The sequence below is a fragment of the Pararhizobium sp. genome (assembly GCF_035497515.1).
GTDB lineage: Bacteria > Pseudomonadota > Alphaproteobacteria > Rhizobiales > Rhizobiaceae > Pararhizobium.
The window spans coordinates 1-20,399 of sequence record NZ_DATJDJ010000202.1; the positions used below are offsets into that span (position 1 = coordinate 1).

17 protein-coding genes are annotated in these 20,399 nt (G+C 62.0%); 5 read left to right on the plus strand and 12 right to left on the minus strand.

The window, feature by feature from the left end; genetic code table 11:
* Positions 1 to 67: 67 nt before the first annotated feature.
* The 5 genes from VL202_RS21050 to ubiE form a co-directional block, all read right to left on the minus strand.
* Entirely contained in the window at positions 68 to 2,014 is a 1,947-nt protein-coding gene (locus VL202_RS21050) for a MacB family efflux pump subunit (RefSeq protein ID WP_325466012.1), read from the minus strand.
* 10 nt (positions 2,015 to 2,024) lie between these two features.
* Positions 2,025 to 3,284, minus strand: coding sequence for an efflux RND transporter periplasmic adaptor subunit (locus tag VL202_RS21055; RefSeq protein WP_414692917.1), 1,260 nt, complete (start codon positions 3,282 to 3,284; stop codon positions 2,025 to 2,027).
* A gap of 223 nt (positions 3,285 to 3,507) precedes the next feature.
* On the minus strand, positions 3,508 to 3,762 hold the full coding sequence (locus VL202_RS21060; protein WP_325466013.1) for a hypothetical protein: 255 nt from the start codon (positions 3,760 to 3,762) through the stop codon (positions 3,508 to 3,510).
* A 144-nt stretch (positions 3,763 to 3,906) separates the two neighbouring features.
* Entirely contained in the window at positions 3,907 to 5,481 is a 1,575-nt protein-coding gene (gene ubiB / locus VL202_RS21065) for a 2-polyprenylphenol 6-hydroxylase (RefSeq protein ID WP_325466014.1), read from the minus strand.
* Between the two features lie 95 nt (positions 5,482 to 5,576).
* Positions 5,577 to 6,353: a bifunctional demethylmenaquinone methyltransferase/2-methoxy-6-polyprenyl-1,4-benzoquinol methylase UbiE gene (ubiE, locus tag VL202_RS21070; protein ID WP_325466015.1), complete on the minus strand. Its 777-nt coding sequence runs from the start codon at positions 6,351 to 6,353 to the stop codon at positions 5,577 to 5,579.
* A gap of 204 nt (positions 6,354 to 6,557) precedes the next feature.
* Between ubiE and mutM the strand changes: the two genes are divergently transcribed.
* The 3 genes from mutM to dnaA all read left to right on the plus strand — a co-directional run bounded on the left by mutM (position 6,558) and on the right by dnaA (position 10,464).
* Positions 6,558 to 7,448: a bifunctional DNA-formamidopyrimidine glycosylase/DNA-(apurinic or apyrimidinic site) lyase gene (gene mutM, locus VL202_RS21075; RefSeq protein ID WP_325466016.1), complete on the plus strand. Its 891-nt coding sequence runs from the start codon at positions 6,558 to 6,560 to the stop codon at positions 7,446 to 7,448.
* Positions 7,449 to 7,651: 203 nt separating this feature from the next.
* Positions 7,652 to 7,918 (plus strand): 30S ribosomal protein S20, encoded by a 267-nt coding sequence (gene rpsT / locus VL202_RS21080; RefSeq protein ID WP_325466017.1) that lies wholly within the window; start codon positions 7,652 to 7,654, stop codon positions 7,916 to 7,918.
* A 1,091-nt stretch (positions 7,919 to 9,009) separates the two neighbouring features.
* Complete coding sequence (gene dnaA / locus VL202_RS21085) at positions 9,010 to 10,464, plus strand: chromosomal replication initiator protein DnaA (RefSeq protein WP_414692919.1); 1,455 nt, start codon at positions 9,010 to 9,012, stop codon at positions 10,462 to 10,464.
* Between the two features lie 68 nt (positions 10,465 to 10,532).
* Here dnaA and VL202_RS21090 read toward each other — a convergent pair whose 3' ends face one another.
* The gene (locus VL202_RS21090; protein WP_325466019.1) at positions 10,533 to 11,924 is read right to left on the minus strand and encodes a M17 family metallopeptidase; all 1,392 of its coding nucleotides are present in this window, start codon (positions 11,922 to 11,924) and stop codon (positions 10,533 to 10,535) included.
* A 141-nt stretch (positions 11,925 to 12,065) separates the two neighbouring features.
* Between VL202_RS21090 and VL202_RS21095 the strand changes: the two genes are divergently transcribed.
* Positions 12,066 to 12,893 carry a tetratricopeptide repeat protein gene (locus VL202_RS21095; RefSeq protein ID WP_325466020.1) on the plus strand — a complete coding sequence of 276 codons (828 nt, stop codon included), beginning with the start codon at positions 12,066 to 12,068 and terminating at the stop codon, positions 12,891 to 12,893.
* A gap of 21 nt (positions 12,894 to 12,914) precedes the next feature.
* On the opposite strand, the gene VL202_RS21100 is transcribed toward VL202_RS21095, so the two are convergent.
* Complete coding sequence (locus VL202_RS21100) at positions 12,915 to 13,805, minus strand: LysR family transcriptional regulator (RefSeq protein ID WP_325466021.1); 891 nt, start codon at positions 13,803 to 13,805, stop codon at positions 12,915 to 12,917.
* Positions 13,806 to 13,913: 108 nt separating this feature from the next.
* On the opposite strand from VL202_RS21100, the gene VL202_RS21105 reads away from it, so the two are divergent.
* Complete coding sequence (locus VL202_RS21105; protein ID WP_325466022.1) at positions 13,914 to 14,762, plus strand: oxidoreductase; 849 nt, start codon at positions 13,914 to 13,916, stop codon at positions 14,760 to 14,762.
* A 72-nt stretch (positions 14,763 to 14,834) separates the two neighbouring features.
* Here the strand turns inward: VL202_RS21105 and VL202_RS21110 are convergent, their stop codons facing one another.
* From VL202_RS21110 to VL202_RS21130, 5 genes are read right to left on the minus strand one after another with little or no spacing between them, the layout of a single operon-like run.
* The gene (locus VL202_RS21110; protein ID WP_325466023.1) at positions 14,835 to 15,821 is read right to left on the minus strand and encodes a type II secretion system F family protein; all 987 of its coding nucleotides are present in this window, start codon (positions 15,819 to 15,821) and stop codon (positions 14,835 to 14,837) included.
* A gap of 11 nt (positions 15,822 to 15,832) precedes the next feature.
* Positions 15,833 to 16,843: a type II secretion system F family protein gene (locus VL202_RS21115; protein ID WP_325466024.1), complete on the minus strand. Its 1,011-nt coding sequence runs from the start codon at positions 16,841 to 16,843 to the stop codon at positions 15,833 to 15,835.
* Between the two features lie 5 nt (positions 16,844 to 16,848).
* Positions 16,849 to 18,321, minus strand: a complete 1,473-nt coding sequence (locus VL202_RS21120) for a CpaF family protein (RefSeq protein WP_325466025.1) — start codon at positions 18,319 to 18,321, stop codon at positions 16,849 to 16,851.
* A 31-nt stretch (positions 18,322 to 18,352) separates the two neighbouring features.
* Entirely contained in the window at positions 18,353 to 19,642 is a 1,290-nt protein-coding gene (locus VL202_RS21125; protein WP_325466026.1) for a CpaE family protein, read from the minus strand.
* 30 nt (positions 19,643 to 19,672) lie between these two features.
* Positions 19,673 to 20,374, minus strand: a complete 702-nt coding sequence (locus VL202_RS21130) for a CpaD family pilus assembly protein (RefSeq protein WP_325466034.1) — start codon at positions 20,372 to 20,374, stop codon at positions 19,673 to 19,675.
* Positions 20,375 to 20,399: the final 25 nt, after the last annotated feature.

Genomic DNA, 20,399 nt, shown 5'->3' on the forward strand with positions numbered 1-20,399 from the left:
TGAGGGCGAGGGCGAGGGCTAGGGTGACGGGCAAAGCAGCAAAAGACGAACTCCTGCACACCGCCAATTACGCCGATGCCAGCGCCACGGCGGGCTGCAAACGCGAAGCGTTGTAGGCCGGCAGGTAGCCGAAGACGAGGCCGGTGAGGAAGGCGCTGCCGAAGGCGAGGATGACCGGTCCCGGGGCGAAGCTGACGGCGATGCCGAAGGCCTTGGCAATGCCGCCGATGCCGAGCCCCAGCCCGACCCCGATCAGGCCGCCAAGGGCGGAGACGACCAGTGCCTCGACGATGAACTGGGTGAGAATATCGCGGCTGCGCGCGCCGGTCGCCATGCGGATGCCGATCTCGCGCGTCCGTTCCGTGACGGAGACCAGCATGATGTTCATGACCCCGATGCCGCCGACCAGAAGCGAGATGGCGGCGATCGAACCCAGGAATATCTTCAGGATGTTCGAGGTTTCGGTGAAGGTCTCGCGAATGGCGGCGAGATTGGTGATCTGGGTATCCTGCCGCTTGTGGCGCGCATCGAGCATGGCCTGGATCTGGTCCTGGGTCAGGTTGATGGCGCTGTCGTCCTTGACCTGCACGGTGATGGAGCGGACATTACGGGCGCCGAACAGGCGCAGATTGCCCGTTGAGAGCGGCACCAGCACGGTATCGTCCTGATCGTTGCCGCCGGCGGTGGCACCCTTCTTCGCCATGACACCGATCACCTGGAACGGAATGTTCTTGATCAGGATATACTGGCCGAGCGGATCGGCTCCATCGGGAAACAGCGTGTCGGCGACCGTGCGGCCAAGAACGGCCACGCTGGCATAGGCATCCATGTCGTCCTTGCCGAGGAAAGCACCCTCCTCCACGGCCCAGGACTTCGCCTCGGGGAATTGCGGCACCGTGCCATTGACCGTCGTCTGCGTATCCAGATTGCCAGCGCGGACCGTCAGCGAGCTCGACATTTCCGGAACGGCGAAACTGATATTCGGCAGCTCCAGGATTGCATCGGCATCGGACGGAATGAGCGAGACGATGCTGCCCCCTTCCCCGCCGCGGAAATTGGCCATGTTGGGCCGCACGACCAGGAGGTCGGACCCCATGGCGGCGATCCGGTTCAGCACCGAATCCTGCGCGCCGGTGCCGATCGCCAGCATGGCGACGACGGAGCTGACGCCGATGACGATGCCGAGCAGGGTCAGGATCGTGCGGAAGAGATTGGCCCGGAGTGCCCTAAACGACATGCGCACCGCTTCAGTGACGTCGGTGACGATGGCCGCCTTGCCGTCGGCCTTCGCCGGCAGTGTCGGCTTCGCCCGGCCGATCCGCCTGACATTGCCGGCAATGCGATCGGCGACGATCAGGCCGTCGCTGATCTCGATGACGCGATCGGCGGATTCCGCCAGTTCCGGCGCATGGGTGATAATGATGACCGTATGGCCGCGCTCGTTCATCTCGCGCAGGGTCGCCATGACCTCCTTGCCGCTCTGGCTGTCGAGCGCACCGGTCGGCTCGTCGGCCAGAATGATCTGGCCGCCGTTCATCAGCGCGCGGGCAATCGACACGCGCTGCTGCTGGCCGCCGGAGAGCTGGTTGGGCAGGTGATCGAGCCTATCGCCGAGCCTGAGCGACCGCAGCAGCATTTCGGCGCGTTCCTCCCGTTCGCGCGCGGGCATGCCGGCATAGATGGCGGGGATCTCGACATTTTCCTGCGCGCTCGCGGTCGGCACCAGATTGTAGCTCTGGAAGACGAAGCCGAACAATTGGCGGCGGCGGGCGGCGAGTTCATCCGGGTCGAGATCCGAAACATTCTCGCCTTCGAGCAGATACTGCCCGCCGGTCGGTGTATCCAGACAGCCGAGAATGTTCATCAGCGTCGATTTGCCGGAGCCCGATGCGCCGACGATCGCGACGAATTCACCCGGCTGGATATCCAGCGAGACGCCACGCAGCACCTCGACGGCGACATCGCCATTGACGAAGGTCTTGCGGATATCCTTGAGCGAAATGAGCGCTGTCATCGGCTCATCCTCAGAACATCGGCGGCGGCATGCCGCGGCGCGAATTGTTGCGGCTGGACGAGGCGGGCTTGCCAGCCGAGCCGGCTCCGACCACGACAGCGTCCGTTTCCTCTAGCCCTTTGGTGATCTCGACACGGACGCGGTTGCGGATACCGGTCTCGACCGCGCGGGTTTCGCGGGCGCCCGATGCCGTGACGACCGTGACGTTGCCGGAAGTGCCATCAGCGTCAAAACGGACGGCCGCGGCAGGGATGGTGAGCACGTTTTCAGCTGACGCCTGAACGAAGAAGACCTGCGCCGTCATGTTCATCATCAGGTTGCCGTCGGGATTGGGCACGTCGAACAGGGCGTAGTAGAGCACGACATTGTTTTCGGTGGACGGCGTCGGCTTGATCTGCCGTAGAGTGCCGGGATAACGCTTGCCGGGTTGGCCGAGCAGGGTGAAATAAGCCTTCATCCCGACCTTGAGCTTGCCGACATCGGCCTCCGACACTTCTGCCTCGACGGTCATGGTCGACAGGTCGCCAATGGTGACGATGGTCGGCGCCGTCTGGTTGGCGTTCAGCGTCTGGCCTTCCTTGGCGGAGGTCTCGACGATGGTGCCCCTCATCGGGGCGTAGATCTTGGTATAGCCGAGACTGATGCGGGCATCCTTGAGGGTCGCCTGCTGCTTGCGGTTCTGTGCCTTCAGTGCATCGACATTGGCCTCCGCCGTGGCAAGGGCGGCGACCGCCTCGTCAAGCGCCGACTGAGCGGCGCCATTGCTGGCGACCAGCGCGCGCTGGCGGGTGAGGTTCGCGTTGGACAGAACCACCTGTGCTTCCTTGTCGATCATCTGCGCCTGCAGATTGGCAAGCTCGGCTTCCGCGATCTCGATCTGGGTCTCGATGGAGGCACTGTCGATCTCGGCGATCAACTGACCCTGCTTGACGCTGTCGCCGATCTCGACCTTGAGGCTCTTCAACTGGCCGGAGACCTGGGCGCCGACATCGACATCCTTGATGGGACTGAGCAGGCCCGATGCCGTGACGCTGTTTTCGATGTCGCCGCGCACGGGATTTTCGGTGACCACGGTTTCCGCCGCGGTCTGGTTGCCATAGGTCGTCCAGCCATACCACCCGGCCACGCCGGCAAGGATCAGGACCAGCGGCACCAGCCAGCGGGCCTTCGACCGCCTGCGCCTCTTGGGCGCGATGGCAGGCTGCGGGTTCGCGATTTCCACGGCATCGACCGGGCTCATTTTACGGGTGGCATCAGCCATCTCAAGCATCTCTCAGCAGAAAGCGGTCATCTGGCCGCACAGTTCATGAATGCGCTAGGTGGGAACTGCGCCTTAATGAAGTCCGGCGGCATGAAATCTTTGTAATCTTTCCGCTTTCCGGTTTCAAAATGTTTCCGGATTGCCCACGGCATTTCCGTGGGTACTGAAACAACGAAAAAACCGGCGGGAGAGCCGCCGGCTTTCGTCAGGGAATGCGTCGGGGAATGCCGGATCAGTTGCAGACCCTGATACGCTTGACGACCAGATTGCCGTAATAGTCGTATTTGCGGATCTTCTTGATCCAGCAGTTCTCAACATAGTGGTGCTTCTTGTAGTGGCGCTTGTGGCCATAGTAGTGATCGACATTGTCGTAGCCGCCGCTGTAATAGCCGTCATTACCGCCGTAATAACCGCCGGCCTGGGACGGAGCTGCGAAAGAAAGAGCCGCGGCAGCGGCAACGATGGAAGCAATGATCAGGTTACGCATGGTCGCCTCTCCTTGATTGGGCTGGATGAGCCCGCCTCATCCTTGAGACAGACAATCCCACAATCCGCAGAGCTGCGAAGTTCCAAAGGGAACAGGATTTGACGGCTGGTGGATCGGCGAAGTCTCGCGTCGGCGAGGCTCCGGTCAGAACATCTTCCAGGCAATAGCGACCAAGGCCAGCGCGATGACCCAGAGAGCAACCCGCCCCGACCGGCCGTGGCGCGCCTCGGAGCGGCCGATGGCCTCGGCGGTTTCGGCATCGAAGCGCAACCCGTTTTCCGCCATGGCGGTGATCTCGCGGGAGAATTTTTCGGTCTTGGCGGCGATTTCCGGGGCTGCCTCGGCCAGCCTGACGGCCGCGTGAAAAGCTTCCTTCACGTCGCCGACGATGCGCTTGGGACCGAGATTGTCGCGGATCCAGGCGCCGACCACCGGTTCCGACGCCTTCCACATGTTGAAGCGTGGATTGAGCGTGCGGGCGACGCCCTCGACGACGACCATGGTCTTTTGCAGCATGACCAGTTCCGGCCGCGTTTCCATTTCGAACAACTGGGTGACCTCGAATAGCAGGGTCAGGAGCTTGGCCATGGAAATGGTTTCGGCCGGCTGGCCGTGGATCGGCTCGCCGATGGCGCGGATCGCCTGGGCGAAGCTCGCGACATCATGATGGGCCGGCACGTAACCGGCCTCGAAATGCACGTCGGCAACGCGTCGATAGTCGCGCGTGATGAAGCCATAGAGGATTTCGGCGAGGAACCGCCGCTCCTTCTTGCCGAGACGGCCGACAATACCGAAATCGACGGCGACGATCATGCCCTTCGGATCGACGAAGAGATTGCCCTGGTGCATGTCGGCGTGGAAGAAACCGTCGCGCAGCGTATGGCGCAGGAAGGACTGGATCAGCGTATCGGCAAGCGCGTTGAGATCATGGCCGGCGCGGCACAGGCCTTCGACGTCAGACATCTTGGTGCCGTCGATCCATTCCATCGTCACGACATCGCGGCCGGTGCGCTCCCAATCGACCGATGGCACGCGAAAACCGGGATCATCGGCGGCATTTTCGCCGAGTTCGGAGAGGGCAGCAGCCTCCAGGCGCAGGTCCATTTCGATCTTGGTGGTCTGTTCCAGCGTCTTCGTCACCTCGACCGGGCGCAGGCGGCGGGTGTGCGGCAGGAAACGCTCCTGCAGCCGCGAGACGAGAAACATCGCTTCCAGATCATGGGCGAAGCGCTGGCGCACGCCGGGGCGGATGACCTTGACGGCGACTTGTCGCTCGACCCCGTCCTTCAGCACCATGGCCGGATGAACCTGGGCGATCGAAGCGGCGGCGATCGGATCGCCGAACTGGACATAGAGATCCGACACCGGACGGCCAAGCGAGCCCTCGACGGTGGCGCGCGCCTCCTCGGTCGGGAAGGTCGCCATGCGATCCTGCAGGAAGGACAGATCGTCTGCGAATTCCGCGCCGACCACGTCGGGTCGGGTGGCGAGAAACTGGCCGATCTTCACATAGGACGGCCCGAGACGCTCGATGGCGCGGGCCAGGCGATCGCTGCGATCTTCGTTTTTCGCGCGGCGACGGGCAAACAGGCCGGCAATCGACTGCGCCGCACGCGGCAGCATCGGCAGGTTTTCCGACGGCAGCGCGGAGACCACGCCTTCGCGTACCAGCACCCAGCCGATCCGGATCAGGCGCGCGTAGGCGCCGGGCGTGCTCACGCTATTCTACCTAGGAGCGGGGCCCTGCCTGGGCGCGGAGCAAGGCCCTCACGACGCTTCACGAGGGGGCGCTTCACGAGAATGGGCATCATGCTTCAGATCTTCCAGCCGGAATGAAGGGCCGCGATGCCGCCGGTAAAATTGGTGAAGGTCGTGCGCGAAAAGCCGGCCTTGGTGATCATGGCGGCGAAATCGCGCTGATTGGGGAATTTCCGGATCGATTCCACCAGATACTGATAGGGTTCCGCGTCGCCGGTGACCATCTTGCCGAATTTCGGGATCGCGTTGAACGACCAGGCGTCATAAACCTTGTCGAGCAGCGGCATGTGAACTTCAGAGAATTCCAGCACCAGCAAGCGGCCGCCGCGCTTGAGCACGCGGTAGGCTTCGCTCAGCGCCACGTCGATGCGCGGTACGTTGCGGATGCCGAAGGCGATCGTATAGGCATCGAAGGAATTGGCTTCGAACGGCAGTTCCTCGGCATTGGCCTCGACGAAGGTGAGATTGGGCGAAAGACCCTTCTTCTCGGCGCGTTCCGCTCCGACGGCGAGCATCGAGCCGTTGATATCGAGAACCGTCGCATGAGCCTTGCGACCGGACGCCTCGACGATGCGGAAGGCGATATCGCCGGTACCGCCGGCGACGTCGAGAACCTTGTAATCCTCCGATCGGCGCGGATTGAGCGCTGCGATCATCGCATCCTTCCAGGCCCTGTGCAGGCCCATGGACATGACGTCGTTCATGATGTCGTAGCGCTTGGCGACCTTGTGGAAGACATCGTTGACGAGCGCCTGCTTCTCACCCTGGCCAACCTGGCGAAAACCATAGGAGGTTTCCATGCCGCCATCGGCAGACGTCCGCTCACCTGTCATCAACAAAACTCCGGTTCGATCTCATCCTGGCAGACCATAGCGAATTCGCCTGATCCACGCTATCTCTGCGGCAGGCCCGGCCTGCGACATTCCCGCCCGCTCTCAGGCCCGGCCGCTGGAAAGCTGGCCCTCCTATAGGATATGTGCGAGGCGAAGGGAATGCCAAATGGCGCAGGCCATCTGGCCGATGGAAAGGAAACTGATATGCCGGAACTTCCCGAGGTGGAAACTGTCAGGCGGGGTCTGACTCCGGCCATGGAGGGCTCGCTGCTGGTGCGGGCCGAACTGCGCCGGCCGGACCTGCGCTTTCCTTTCCCCGCCGATTTCTCGGCGCTGGTCTCCGGCCGGCGCATCCTGTCGCTCGGCCGGCGGGCCAAGTACCTGCTGATCGACCTTGAGGGTGGCGACGTCATCATCGCCCATCTCGGCATGTCCGGCTCATTTCGCGTCGAGGAAGGTGCAGGCCTCGAAACGCCCGGCGCCTTCCATCATCCGCGCGGCAAGGACGAGAAGCATGACCATGTCATCTTTCACCTGGAAACCACGAAGGGACCCGCCCGCGTCATCTATAATGATCCCAGGCGTTTCGGCTTCATGGACGTCACCCGGCGCGAGGCTCTCGCGAGCCACGCCTTCTTCCGCGACCTCGGCGAGGAGCCGACCGGCAATGTGCTCGACGCCGCGTATCTCGCCAACCGTTTTGCCAACAAGGCGCAGCCGCTGAAATCCGCCCTGCTCGACCAGAAGAACATTGCCGGGCTTGGCAATATCTATGTCTGCGAGGCGCTGTGGCGCTCCGGCCTCTCGCCGCTCCGGGCATCGGGCACCTTGGTCGATGCCAAGGGCAAGCCGAAGAAGCCGCTCGTTGTCCTGACCGAGGCCACCCGCGCCGTCATCGCCGATGCGATCGCAGCCGGCGGCTCGTCGCTGCGTGACCACATCCAGACGGATGGGACGCTCGGCTATTTCCAGCATTCGTTTTCTGTCTACGATCGCGAAGGCGAGCCTTGCCGGACACCCGGTTGCGGCGGTACTGTCGCCCGCGTCGTCCAGGCCGGACGCTCGACCTTCTATTGCCCGAAATGCCAGAAATAGCTTAGCCGACAGCCCAGTCCTGCACGCCACGTTTTCAAAAATAGCGCGTTGACGGGAGACCTGTTTAAGGCTATATGCCGCCCACAGTTTGGAAAGCCGCTCCAAGGTTTTCCGATATTGCTCCCTACTTGCACGGACGACAGGTCGCAGTGACCCGGCACGGCGGTAGAGAGTTTTTGTCAGATTTCGAAGAGAGACACCAAATGGCCAATACAACTTCGGCGAAAAAAGCGACCCGCAAAATCGCCCGCCGCACGGAAGTCAACAAATCCCGCCGTTCGCGCGTTCGTGGCTTCATCCGCAAGGTCGAAGAAGCCATCGCTTCCGGCGACCAGGCACTGGCCCAGGCAGCCCTGAAGGCTGCCCAGCCGGAACTGATGCGCGCCGCGACCAAGGGCGTTGTCCATGCCAACACGGCATCGCGCAAAGTGTCCCGCCTGGCAAGCCGCGTGAATGCTCTGTCGGCTTAATCCGGCTCACTAATTTTTCGTTAATCGATAGCCCGGTCCTTTGGCCGGGCTTTTCGGATTCAAGCTTCAGGCTCCTCCCATGGTTAACCCGACGCTTTTGATTATGTCATCGCAATGACAGATTTTTTAATTTAAAATCAACAACTTGCCAGAGGATGTCGGCAAGTGCAGCGCACAAGCCGAGGCCCGTTAAGGTGTGTGGCGAGTCAAGAGAATTTTTATTTTTTTTGTTTTTCGCCAGCTAACTTCCGCTTCAAAAATCAAAGCCCTTGATTCAAAAGCGATTCTCTCCAGGCAAGCTTCCGCCCATGCAGGACACGCTATGAGAGTCAACGGCCGACCGCTCGCGAGCCGTAAAATTCGCGATTGATCTTGCATCACGATCCTGCCTAAATGCCTCCCACAGAAGGCGCGGGACATACCTGTGGACAAGATGAAAAGGCCACCTTTCAACGGGCGGCGCAATTTCACTTCAACCTTCTGTGACGGGGTGGTTCCACAACGTTCCATCAATCAGAATTGGATGGTTTCAACCGTGCAAGGTTCTTGCCCGGAATGAAACCTTACGATCTCTGGTTGCAGAACCCCAGGAGCCGCCGGAAACGCGACAGGGGTGCCGCAACGGCTTTTGCCATGCGGCGCCGGATATCGGCCGGAATGCGAATGAGGACGCATTGTCGGCGGATCGGCCTGACCGTCTGTAACGAGGGTTGGGAAGGCCGGGCAGTATAGCAGGCAGGATACGCGGGTTTCGGCGACGAAGCCCGGGCGTCCGTGGAAATGAACCGTACGAGCGGGACAAGCGTTTGGCTGGCAGCCGAACGCTTTGTACGGAAACCGGGCCGGAGAGGGAAATGAGGATCCCTCGATGGCACGGCGAGCGTTTGAACCCGGCGGCATGCCTTGAACGAGGGCCGCGGGGAACGAACATAAAGGGTTGATGCCGGCAGCAATGGCGGTATCGCGGAATGATATTGGAAGGCGGCAATATGCTTGGTAATTCGGTGACAGCGGCGATCGTGTTCGAGAATGGGGAGAATGCGCGTCAGATGGCCCAAAAGTCTGACGCTCCGGCGGGAGAAAAAGGCGACATGAAGCAGAACGCGCTTTTCGAACGGGTCAGCGCGCGTCTGAAAGCCCAGGTCGGCCCGGATGTCTTTGCCAGCTGGTTCGGTCGGCTGAAGCTCCACTCGGTTTCCAAGAGTGTCGTGCGGCTCTCCGTGCCGACGACGTTTCTGAAGTCCTGGATCAACAACCGTTACCTCGACCTGATCACCAGCATCGTCCAGCAGGAAGATTCAGAGGTTCTCAAGGTCGAGATCCTGGTTCGCACCGCCATGCGCAGTGCCCGTCCCGGCCTTCTGGACGATGCGCAGCAGATCAGCCATGCCAGCGATACGGCATCGTCCGCCTCGGCGCGCAAGTCGACAGCGCAGACGCTCGCCCATCATGCCGCCGCGACCATCGGCAATCTGCAGAAGACCCAGCCGGTGGCTGGTCCTCTGTTCGGCTCGCCGCTCGACCAGCGCTACACATTCGAAAGCTTCGTCGAAGGATCGTCGAACCGGGTGGCACTTGCGGCCGCCAAGACGATCGCCGAAGCCGGTGCCGGCGCCGTGCGCTTCAACCCGCTGTTCATCCATTCGACCGTGGGCCTCGGCAAGACGCATCTGCTGCAGGCGATCGCGACGGCTGCCATCCAGAGCCCGCGCGCGCCGCGCGTCGTCTATCTGACGGCGGAATATTTCATGTGGCGCTTTGCGACCGCAATCCGCGACAACGATGCACTGTCGCTCAAGGAAACGCTGCGCAATATCGACCTGCTGGTTATCGACGACATGCAGTTCCTGCAGGGCAAGTCGATCCAGAACGAATTCTGTCATCTCCTCAACATGCTGCTCGACAGCGCCAAGCAGGTCGTCGTTGCCGCCGACCGCGCGCCGTGGGAACTGGAATCGCTCGATCCGCGGGTGCGTTCGCGCCTGCAGGGCGGCGTCGCCATCGAGATGGAAGGCCCGGATTACGAGATGCGTCTTGAGATCCTCAAGCGCCGCCTCGACGTCGCCCGCCAGGACGATGCTTCGCTCGATATTCCCGCCAATATCCTGAGCCACGTCGCCCGCAACATTACCGCGAGCGGCCGCGAACTCGAAGGCGCCTTCAACCAGTTGCTGTTCCGGCTTTCCTTCGAGCCGCAGCTGTCGATCGAGCGCGTCGATGAACTGCTCGGCCATCTGGTCAATGCCGGCGAGCCGCGCCGCGTGCGCATCGAGGACATCCAGCGGGTCGTTGCCAAGCATTACAACGTCTCGCGTCAGGAACTGGTCTCCAACCGCCGCACCCGCGTCATCGTCAAACCGCGCCAGATCGCCATGTATCTGGCCAAGACGCTGACGCCGCGCTCCTTCCCGGAAATCGGGCGCCGGTTCGGCGGACGCGACCACACGACCGTGCTGCACGCCGTGCGCAAGATCGAGGACCTGATCACCGGCGACACCAAGCTCAGCCACGAGATCGAGCTTCTGAAGCGGTTGATCAACGAGTAGTCGGGTGGGGTGAAGGCCCCTCCCCCTTGTGGGGAGGGTCTTTGCAAACAGGAACGATAGAGTCCGTCCTATTTCCTGCCCTTCGCGATCAGATGATACAGCGCCCGGATCGCCTGCGCTTCTCCGCCGACCGGCGAGTGCGGGCGCTCCGATGGCGTCCAGCCGAAGATGTCGAAATGGGCCCAGCTCTTCGCCTTGGTGACGAAGCGCTTCAGGAAAAGTGCTGCCGTGATCGAGCCGGCCATGCCGCCTGACGGCGCGTTGGTGAGGTCGGCGATGCGGGCGTTGACGTCCTTTTCATAGCCCCTGTACAGCGGCATGCGCCACATCGGGTCGTCGACCGTCAGGCTCGCTTCGCTGAGATCATGCGCCAGGTCCTCGTCGTCGGTATAGAACGGCGGCAGGTCGGGGCCGAGCGCAACGCGGGCAGCACCCGTCAGCGTCGCCATGTCGATCAGGAGATCGGTCTCCTCCTCGTCCGCATAGGCAAGCGCGTCGGCGAGGATCAGCCGTCCTTCCGCATCGGTATTGTCGATCTGCACCGTCAGGCCCTTGCGGCTGCGGTAGATGTCGCCTGGGCGGAAGGCGTTGGCGGAGATCGAATTTTCGACGACCGGCACCAGCACGCGCAGGTCCACCTTCAGCTTGGCATCCATGATCATCAGCGCGAGGCCCATGACATTGGCCGCGCCACCCATGTCCTTCTTCATCAGCAGCATGGAGGCCGACGGCTTGATGTCGAGGCCGCCGGTATCGAAGCATACGCCCTTGCCGACCAGCGTCACCTTGCGGTGACCCTTCTTGCCCCAGCGCATTTCGAGCAGCCGTGGTGCCTCGGCGCTGGCGCGCCCGACCGTATGGACCAGCGGGAAATTCTGCTTCAGCAGATCGTCGCCGGTGACGACGGAGACTGTTGCCTTGTAGTGCTCCCCGAGCGCACGAAAGGCCTGTTCCAGCGCGTTCGGCCCCATGTCGTTGGTCGGCGTATTGATGAGGTCGCGGGCGAGGAAGACGCCGGCGATCTGGCGCTTGATGTCGGCGGCATCCGCATCGGCCGGGATCATCAGCGTCGGCGCTTCCTTGATCGCCGCCTTGTAGCGCTCGAAGCTGTAGGAGCCGAGGCCATAACCAAGGGCGAGACGATTGGCGGTCAGCGGCGCGGTTTCGACATGCCATTTTCCGGCCGGCAGCGTGCGCGCCAGCTTACCGGTGAGGAACGGCGCGTCCGACGGATTGGCCCCAAGCCCGAACAGCGCCCCGCCGAGCTGACCATCCTCGGACGGCACCAGCAGGACGGCGCCGGATTCCGCCTTGAAACCGGCCTTGCGCGCCCAGTCGAGCGCGATCGGATCGATGGCGCCGAGCTCGATATGGGCTGGCGTGACCGCGAAGATCGGCAAGGTCTTGCCGCCGCTGGTGTTGAACGGAGACGGACGATCGATGAATTGATACGGGGCCATGGAAATCCTTGGAAAGAAGCGGTGTAGAATCACCCAATTAACGCTCTATTAGGGTTAACAGTTTATTGCTGGAGTGAAGATTGCGCCGAATCCGCCGGGGAATGCGGGTGGTGCTTGAACGAATGCTTGGGGGCATTGGCCATGACTGCACGCAGACACTCGTCCGTCTCGACACGACGGCTCCTCAAGGGCGCTTCGCTCGCGATCATCCTTCTGGCGATGACCGGCTGCGCCTCGCAGAAGAAGGAACTGACGACCGGATCGATCCCGCCGCCGCAGTTTTCCAAGCCCGTGCAGTCGATGAACTCCAGCGAACTTTCAGCCGCGGCCGAAAGCATCGGCAAGGCTTACGAACGCAATCCCAAGGATCGCGCCGCGGGCCTGAACTACGCCAATATGCTGCGCATGACAGGCCGCAACGAACAGGCGCTCGCCGTCATGCAGCAGGTCGCGATCAACTTCCCCAATGACCGCGAAGTGCTGGCCGCCTATGGCAAGTCGCAGGCTGCCGCGGGTCAGCTCGAGCAGGCGTTGAACACGATCACGCGGGCGCAGACGCCCGACCGTCCCGACTGGCGGCTGAAATCGGCCGAAGGCGCGATCCTCGATCAGCTCGGCCGTGCCGGCGAAGCCCGTCAACGTTACCGCGATGCCTTGGACATCCAGCCGAACGAGCCGACCGTGCTCTCCAATCTCGGCATGTCCTACCTGCTCAACAAGGACCTGAAGACGGCGGAAACCTATCTGCGCTCGGCCGTGGAACAGCCTGGCGCCAACAGCAGCGTGCGCCAGAACCTGGCGCTTGCCGTCGGCCTGCAGGGACGATTCCAGGAAGCGGAAAAGATCGCCAGCGCCGAACTCTCGCCCGATCAGGCGGAGGCCAATGTCAAATATCTACGCTCGATCATGGCGCAGCAGAATGCCTGGCAGAAGCTTTCGAACGAAGACAAGAGCAAGGGCACGAACTGAGGCCCGCACTTGAGACCCTTGTCAGCGCTTCGCCCTGACGAAATCGAGAAAAGCCCGCAGCGGACCCGGCAATTGCCGGCGGCTGGGGTAATAGAGGAAGAAGCCCGGATAATACGGGCACCAATCCTGAAGGACGCTGACGAGCCTGCCATCCGTCACCAACTCCGTCGCCTGACTTTCGAAGACATAGGCGAGCCCTGCCCCGTCGAGTGCCGCCTGCAGCATCATGTCCTGATCTCCCAGCGTCAGCGGTCCCTGCACGTCGATATCCAGCTCCAGGCCGCCGCGCTCAAACTCCCAGCGGTAGAATGAGCCGCCGGCAAATCTGTAGCGTATACACGGGTGGTCCTTCAGATCGTGGGGCGTGACCGGCGCTTTATGCCGCGTGAAATGACCGGACGAGCCGACGACTGCAAAGCGGTGACGCGGGCCGATCGCAAGCGCGATCATGTCGGCCGCGATGCTTTCGCCGAAACGCACGCCGGCATCGAAGCCGCCTGATACCATGTCGACCAGCGCATCATCGACGACGATCTCGACTTCGATATTGGGATGGGCCTCAAGGAAGCGCGTCACGGTCGGGACGAGCACGAGCTTTGCGGCGGCGCGCGGCGCATTGAGCCTGAGCTTGCCGAGCGGTTGGCCGCGAAAAGTATCGAGTTCTTCCAGTGCCGCATCGATATCGAGGAAGGCCGGGCGAATACGCTCCAGCAATCGCTCGCCGGCCTCCGTCAATCCCACTCCGCGCGTCGTCCGGTTGACCAGCCGCACATCCAGCCTCTCCTCGATCGCCCGCAACGAATGACTGAGGGCTGATGGCGTCACGCCGAGCTCGACGGCCGCCCTGCGGAAGCTGCGATGCTCGGCGATTGCCAGGAAGACGGAGAGATCAGCGGCGCGCATCCGACGCATTGATGAATTTTCCTCACTGAAACGTGGAATAGATACCGGCTTATCTCATTTATCTTACGGCACTACTTTGTTCCTGCAAGCACAATTCAACGACGAAAGGAAAACGTCATGCGTGTATGGTTCATCACTGGCGCCTCCCGAGGGTTCGGCGCCCTCATCACCCGCGAAGCCCTCGATGCCGGCGACGCCGTCGTCGCCACGGCCCGAAACCCGCAGACCGTCATCGACCGGTTCGGTAATCATCCCAATCTGCTGCCGATCGGGCTCGACGTCACCAACGAAGCGCAGGCCCATGCGGCCGCCGAAAGCGCCGTCAAACGCTTCGGCCGGATCGACATCCTGCTTAACAATGCAGGCTACGGTCTGTTGGGCGCCGTCGAGGAAGCGACCGCCGAGGAGATCGAAAAGATCTATGCGACCAATGTCTTCGGCCTGTTGAAGGTGACCCGCGCAGTGCTGCCGCACATGCGCCGCCAGCGCTCCGGCCATGTCATGAACATCTCGTCGATCGGCGGCTATGTCGGCTTTCCGGGATGGGGTGTCTACGGTTCGACCAAGTTCGCGATCGAAGGCCTGACGGAATCGCTGGCGGTCGAGGTCAAGCCGCTGGGCATCGATGTCACTGTTGTCGAACCCGGCTTCTTCCGCACCGACTTCCTCGATGAGACCTCGCTGTCGATCAGCCCGAGTTCGATCGCAGACTATGCCGAGACCCCGGCCGGTGCCATGCGCGACTTTGCCGCCGGCAAGAACCATGGACAACCTGGCGATCCGCTGCGTCTTGCCAAAGCGATAATCACGCTGTCCAGGGCTGAAAACCCTCCGCTGCGCATGCTGTTCGGCACCGACACGATCGCGGCGATCGAAGCGAAGAACGCCAGCGTCGCCGAAGAACTCGCCGGTTGGCGCGAGCTTGCCGCCTCGACTGACTTTCCGCCGGAAACGGTCGCTGCCTGACATGCAAAAGGCACTGCCACTCCGCGCGGCAGTGCCTTTTCTTTTCACCCGGCTTTGGCCGGTTGGCCCATTTTAGAACTTGTCCGATACCTGGATGCCGGCCGGGCCGAGAATGACGGCGATCAGCACCGGCAGGAAGAACAGGATCATCGGCACGGTCAGTTTCGGCGGCAGCGCGGCCGCTTTCTTTTCCGCCTCGTTCATGCGCTGGTCGCGGCTTTCCTGCGCCAACACGCGCAAAGCGTGAGCGATCGGCGTGCCGTAGCGGTCCGCCTGGATCAGCGCCTGCATCACCGACTTCACCTCGTCCAGCCCCGTTCGGGTGCCGAGATTTTCAAGTGCGACGCGGCGGTCGGGCAGGAAGGAGAGTTCCGCCACCGTCAACACCAGCTCCTCGGCCAGTGCGGTCGATTGCGCGGCGATTTCATCGGCCACGCGCCGCAATGCGAGTTCCATCGAGATGCCCGATTCCACGCAGATCAGCAGCAGGTCGAGCGAATCCGGCCAGGCCCGGCGGATCGAAAATTGACGCTTGGAGACGGCGTTGGAGATGAAAATGTTCGGTGCGTAGAAACCGGCATAGCCGATCCCGATCACGGCGAGGATCCGCATCGGCAGCGGCTTTTCGCCGAGATAGCCGAGGAAGAAGATATAGAAGGCGCCAACGGCCAGGAACAGGAACGGCAGGCAGAAGCGGGCGACGAGGAACATGTTGAGCGCGTTCTGCGAGCGGTAACCCGCCGATTTCAGCCGGTTGACGGTATTGTCGTCGACCAGCGCCTTGCGCAGGTTGAGGCGTTCGACGATCTGGCGGACCGACGTATTGTTCTGCGCGCGCAGCGACGCCTTGCTGACGGAAGCCTCGGCGTTGAGACGCGCCCGTTCGCGCGCTCGGATCTGCTCGCGTTCGGTAGCGACCGACTTCATGCGCTTGTCGAGGTTGCCGCGCTCGAAGAAGGGGACGGCCAGCGAATAGAATGTCGCCAGAACCGCCACGGCAACCAGAAAGGCCACGATGACGTTTGGATCGGTCAGGGTATTGATCATGCCCTCGCTCATGCCGGACCTTCCTAGATATCGAAATTGATCATGTTGCGCATCACCCAGATACCGATGCTCATCCACACGGCGGAGCAGCCCATGATGATATGGCCGCGCGGGTCGGTGAACAGGATCATCATGTAATCCGGCGAGGTCATGTAAACCATGAAGGCGACGATGAAGGGCAAGGCGCCGATGATGCAGGCCGATGCCTTGGCTTCCATCGACAGCGCCTGCACCTTGGCCTTCATCTTCTTGCGTTCGCGCAGCACCTTGCCAAGGTTGCCGAGCGCTTCCGACAGGTTGCCGCCGGCCTGCGCCTGGATGGCGATGACGATGGCGAAGAAATTCACCTCCGGCAGCGGTATGCTGTTGATCATGCGGGCGCAGGCTTCGGGAATACCGAGACCGACCTGCTGCGCCTCGATGATGCGCTTGAATTCCGCCCTGACCGGCTCCTGACCGTCATTGGCGATCAACCGGATGGCATCGTTGAGCGGCAGGCCGGACTTGATGGAGCGCACCATGACGTCGAGCGCGTTCGGAAATTCATTGAGGAAAGCCTTGCAGCGCCGCTTGATCATGAAGCCGACGAACCAGCGCGGGAAACCGGCGATGCCGATCAGAACGATGCCCGCGATGATGGGCAGCATGGCGCCGGCGATCAGCGCCATCAGCCCGGCAACAAGACCGAAGATCACGCTGAAGATGTAGAATTGTGCGATGGAGATCTTCAACCCGGCCTGCATCAGCCGGATCTTCATCGTCGGCTTTGCCTTGGCGGTCTTTTCCTGCTGCTTCTTCTCGAGATCCTTCAGCGAGTCGGCTACGGATTTGCGCCGCTTCGACATTTCGTTCATGCGGTCGCGCGCCACCTTGACCTGGACGCGGTCGGTTTCCGCCGACCTGACCTTTCGAACCCGGCTCTCGGCCTTCTTTTCAGTCTCGATGCGGGTGAACAGAATGCCATAGGCGAGACCGGCCGTGGCGAGAGCGACAAGACCGACAATGGCCAAAATGGTGATATCGATCCCGAACAAGATGATCAGTCCTTTTCCATCGCGTCGAGGGTTGCGGCCAGCCGCTTGTCTTCGTTGAAATAACGGGCGCGGTCCCAGAAATGCGGACGGCCGATACCGGTGGACTTGTGGCGGCCGATGATCCGGCCGTTGGCGTCTTCGCCCTCGATTTCGTAACGCATGAGGTCCTGCGTGATGATCACGTCGCCTTCCATGCCGATCACTTCGGTGATGTGGGTGATGCGGCGTGAACCATCGCGAAGGCGCGACGCCTGGACGATGATGTCGATCGAACCGGAGATGATTTCTCGCACCGTCTTGGCCGGCAACGTGAAACCGCCCATGGCGATCATCGATTCCATACGCGACAGGCATTCGCGCGGGGTATTGGCGTGGATCGTGCCCATCGAGCCATCGTGACCGGTGTTCATCGCCTGTAACAGGTCGAAGACTTCCGGTCCGCGGACTTCGCCGACGATGATGCGTTCCGGCCGCATACGCAGGCAGTTCTTGATGAGATCGCGCATGGTGATCTCGCCTTCGCCTTCGATATTCGGCGGACGGGTTTCGAGACGCACGACATGCGGCTGCTGCAGTTGCAGTTCGGCGGTATCCTCGCAGGTGATGACACGTTCCTGCTCGTCGATATAGCCGGTGAGGCAGTTCAAAAGCGTCGTCTTGCCGGAACCCGTGCCGCCGGAGATGACGAGATTGCACCGGACGCGGCCGATGATCTGCAGCAGGACGGCCCCTTCGGGTGTGATCGAGCCGAACTTGACCAGCTGGTCGAGCTTCAGCTTGTCCTTCTTGAACTTACGAATGGTGAGCGCCGTGCCGTCGATGGCAAGCGGCGGGGCGATGACGTTGACACGCGAGCCGTCGGGAAGGCGGGCGTCGCAGATCGGTGAACTTTCATCGACGCGGCGGCCGACCTGGGAGACGATGCGCTGGCAGATCGACAGAAGCTGGGCATTGTCGCGGAAACGAACTTCCGACTCGATGGTCTTGCCGTTGACTTCAATGAAGGTCTGGCCGGCACCGTTGACCATGATATCGGCGATGTCGTCGCGCGCCAGAAGCGGTTCGAGCGGACCGTAGCCGAGAACGTCGTTGCAGATATCCTCGAGCAGCTCTTCCTGCTCGGAGATCGACATCGCGAAATTCTTGATGGTGATGATGTCGTTGACGATATCGCGGATTTCCTCGCGCGCGCTCTCCGTATCGAGCTTGGCGAGCTGCGACAGGTCGATCGTATCGATCAGCGCCGAAAAGACCTGGCTTTTCGTATCGTAATATTCCTCGGTACGGGCCGCTTTCCTGCGAACCGGCGGCGGTGACGGCTGGGCGCGGCTGACCGGCATCGCTTCACGCACGGGTTCGGCAAGCACGGGCGTCGCCGGCCGCTCGGCGACGGCCACGCTGGCGGGCACGGGCTGTTGCACGGGAGGGCTGATCGTGCCGCTCTTTCCGAAGCCTTCGTTTCCTTTTTTACCAAACATGCGCTCAATCCGGTCTTTGCTTCGATATCAGTTACTTGCGTCCGAGCATTCCGAGAACTTTGCCAAGTCCGCCCTTCTTGGCCTTCTTGGCCGTCGCGCGGCCGGTGACCAGGTGTGCGAGCTGCGACAGGATTTCGGCCGTCGGCGCCTTCTTGTCGATTTCGCCAATCATCCGGCCGCTATTGGCTGCGTTTCCGAAAAGGACGGCGTCGAACGGAATGATCGCGACGGGCTCGACTTCCAAGGAATCGCAGAAGTCACCGGGAGAAATTTCAGGACGCTTGGGCATACCGACCTGGTTCAGGATGAGATGCGGCGTCTTGTCATTCGGACGGATCTTCTTCAGCGAGTCGAACAGGTTCTTGGCGTTGCGCAGATTGGCGAGATCCGGCACGGCGGTGATCACCACCTCATCGGCATCGGCCAGCACCGAGCGCGTCCAGTCCGCCCACAGATGCGGCACGTCGAGCACCGAAATCGGCGCATTGCGCTGCAGGATTTCCATCAGCGGCTGGAAGGCCGTGGCGTCGAAATCATAGGGGCGATCGAGCATGGACGGTGCGGCAAGCAGCGACAGATGCTCCGAGCACTTGGTCAGGAGACGATCGAGGAAGACCTCATCAAGCCGCTCCGGCGAGAACACGGCTTCGGAAATGCCCTGCGGCGGGTCCTGGTCGAAATTAATGTTGGCCGTTCCGTAGGGCAGATCGAGGTCGGCGAGCACGACTTCGGTCGAGAACAGATTGGAAATGCCCCAGGCGCAGTTGTGGGCGAGCGTCGAGGACCCGGCACCGCCCTTGGCGCCGATGAAAGCAATGCTGCGACCAAGCGGCTCAGCTTCCGGATCGACGAAGATCGAGGCGATGGCGGCAAGAATATCGGGCATGGCGACCGGCGCGACGATATATTCGGAGATGCCGTTGCGGATGAGATCACGATAAAGCGGAATATCGTTGTAGCGGCCGATGATCACAACCTTGGTCGAGGGATCGCAGACGGCGGCCAGCGGTGCCAGCTCCTCCATGAGAAGATGCGGCTCTGTCGACGTTTCCAGGATGATCAGGTTGGGCGTCGGGGCGGTCGCGAACATGTTGGCGGCAGCGGTGATCGTACCGCTGTTGACGCGCAGGCTGACCCTGCTCATCCGCCGGTCCTGACCGCAGCGCTCCATCACCCGCTGCAAGCCTTCCGTTTCGCAGAACGCGTGCACCGATATCCGCGGCAACGGCCGCAGATGATCGATGTCGCTCGGCCGAACGGTATCATGGATGCCGTCGGCGTCCTTTGCTCCGGTCTCGATCTTGTAGTCAATCGCGCTCATGGTGCTATCCCGTCAAACCGTCCGGATTTGTCAATTGTTGATGTTGATGGTGGTTTCCGTCCCAGTCGGGATCCCGCGATAATCGGTGATGACCTGACCGCGCTGGACAGCATCGATCGGCGACATTTCACGCGGGCCGAGGAGATCCATCGGGCTGGCGATCTGGGCCGCGAGATTGGCCTGGCTGGCGCAGCCGAAGTTCTCGTAGTTCTTGTTCTGGACCGTATTCACGACGAGATCCGATGGCCAATTGCCGCAGGGTGCCGTCTGGGCGGTAATGGCGCTGTAGGTCAGCCGGATCGGGGCTGCATCGCCGTTCGGATCGGCCTGGTAGCTGACCTCGATCAGACGCGTCGCAGGAATGCCGGCACCGACCAGGGCACCTCGGATATCCTTGCGGACGGCCTGGGCCGCCTGGGCGTTGACCGAACCCTGCGGCAACATGATCTGCACCGCGCCGGACGCATCGTTCTTGTAGCTCGACGCGAAGCCGCGAATGACGTCGCGGGCCCCCTTGGTCAGATGCCGGTCGCCAGAGGCCACCGGCACGTCGATCGACCGCTCCGCCTCGGCGATAACGATCGGATGGCGGGTGCGGTAATCGTCCGGAAGAGAGCCGGTGGTGTTGGGGTCACGGGCGCAGCTGGCAAGCGTCGTGCCGGCGACGAGGGCGGCGCCGATGGCCAGCATGCGTGCGAGACGAACCGGACCGTTGAAGGTGTTTGGCCGCATGATCGAGTGCCTTTCCGGATTGCGG